The organism is Peribacillus sp. 05N428 (genome assembly GCF_056397085.1).
The window spans coordinates 1-2,031 of record NZ_JBFTMS010000103.1; the positions used below are offsets into that span (position 1 = coordinate 1).

Consider the following 2,031-nt stretch of genomic DNA (forward strand, 5'->3'; position numbering starts at 1 on the left):
TCATTGATGAGGAAATTGCAGAAGTAGGCGCAGCAAACTATGATATGAGAAGTTTTCGCCTGAATTATGAAGTGTGTCAAGTCGTGTACAGTGCTGATGTGGCAAGGGAACTCACAGAGCAGTTCGAGAGGGATCTTACTGATTCTGTATCATTAAGAATTGAAGACTTGTTGCAACGATCCCTGACCGAGCGCATTGTTGAACAGGGTTCTCGCCTGCTTTCTCCATTATTATAAGTTGATGTATCCTGTTTTTATTGTTCTATCTTAAATCTAGATTTAAAAAATTTCATTGTTTTTAAAATATTTCTGATTCATTTGAAAAAAGTCGAAAACCCGTGTAAGAAGAACTTTCAACATGGGTTTTTTTCTTATTTACGATGGAAATTCATTACTAAAAAACGGTAATACTAAAAAGGCAGCTCAAAGAGTTTGAATTCAAAAATATCTGTTACCTTTAATTGAAATATAGGGGGATATCAATAGATAATATATTTGAAAATCTTAAGGAAATACGTTTATTAGAAGATAAACCGTACCTTATAGAACTAAATGATTGGCTAAAGAATGAGTTTTTAACTTGGGAATAGTGGATACTAGTCGGTTTTTTAGTTGTGCCTTGGGTTCTATGGGCTAAACTCGTTAAACGAGACATTATTTTAGAAATTTTGTTTTTTGGTACCATAATTATCATAACAACAACCTTATTAGATAATAGTGGGCTTACAATATAGGTTTTGGGATTATCCCATTGCATTCCTACCTTGGTTCGATATTTTGAGTGGAGATACAGTTATTCATTCATATATTACATCATCGTTGGAATAGGAACTCGAGCTTTAATACTAAAACTAGCCTTTTTATCTAAACTTCAAGATCTTACTACTAAGTAAAATTTAAATTGGAGGAAAAAACTTTGGAAGAAGTTAGTATTGGTTTACTGACAATCAAAACCATCGTAGGCTTTGTCACCTTATTTTTTATCATTATCATAACAGGCAGAACATCCATCTCTCAGTTAACCCCGTTTCACTTAGTTTTTGTGTTAGTACTTGGAGATTTTTTAGGAAATACCATTTATGAAGATAAGGTAAGTACTTTTCACTTTTTATATGCCATCGGATTGTGGACGTTTCTTATGTTGGGAATAGAGTATATGACTCTAAAAAATAAATCGACACGTTCTCTCTTATTAGGCAATCCTAACATCATCATTCGGGATGGTGTCATGGATCGAAAGTTACTTAAAAAGAACAAATTGGATGTAAATCAAGTATTAAGTATACTTCGACAAAATAATGTTTTTTCAGTTCGCGAAGTCAAATACGGTATATTGGAAGATAATGGGCAAATAAGTATATTATTAAAATCCAAGTATCAGAAACCAGACAAGCAAGACCTCAATCTTCCAGAAAGTACAGTAGACCTCCCAACATCGTTAATTATAGAAGGGGAAATTCTATGGGATAATTTGCATAAACTCGGATTTGATCAACAGTGGTTAGATACCCAATTAACTACCAATGGATATGATAATGTTAAGCGTATACTCTACGCAGATTGGAGAGAGAGTGAAGGCATACATATAAGTCCCAAATGAAATTTGTAGGATAAAAGCATATCAATTTTCTTGATAGAATATAATGTGGATTTAAAAAAGATGAACCAGAGAATCCGTTTTAAAAATTTATCTGATAGGGCGTTTGTTATTCTTTGGCCTTCCACAATCAGGCGCTTTTTCGGAGTAAGGAGTACGCTCTTTTCACGTCTAAGTGTTCATTACAAAGACCAGCTAATATCATGACAAGAGATTAGCTGATCTTTTGGTCACCGAACAGAATAATGAAAACTACGAAACTTTAGAGAACCAATATATTTGAAGTGTGGCATCAATTTAAAACCAAGTAGATGGCAAAAAGCAAAAGCAACAACACTTTGTCCATGCGTATCGACATAATTTCGGTCTACTTCCATGTCCGTACAATGACGAAGAACCCCTTCCATCAAAGGATAGCAATCTGGGAAGTTCGTC

Annotated in this window: 2 protein-coding genes and 1 pseudogene; 2 read left to right on the forward strand and 1 reads right to left on the reverse strand. The window is 34.0% G+C overall.

The features are described 5' to 3' along the window. On the forward strand, window positions 1-236 hold a 236-nt coding region (locus AC1DIV_RS29850; RefSeq protein ID WP_477577950.1), incomplete at its 5' end, for a phospholipase D-like domain-containing protein. Window positions 237-915: 679 nt separating this feature from the next. Continuing rightward, window positions 916-1,599 (forward strand): DUF421 domain-containing protein, encoded by a 684-nt coding sequence (locus AC1DIV_RS29855; RefSeq protein ID WP_477577951.1) that lies wholly within the window; start codon window positions 916-918, stop codon window positions 1,597-1,599. Between the two features lie 257 nt (window positions 1,600-1,856). Here AC1DIV_RS29855 and AC1DIV_RS29860 read toward each other — a convergent pair. Further along, window positions 1,857-2,031, reverse strand: a pseudogene (locus AC1DIV_RS29860) (Tn3 family transposase); the annotation flags it as partial.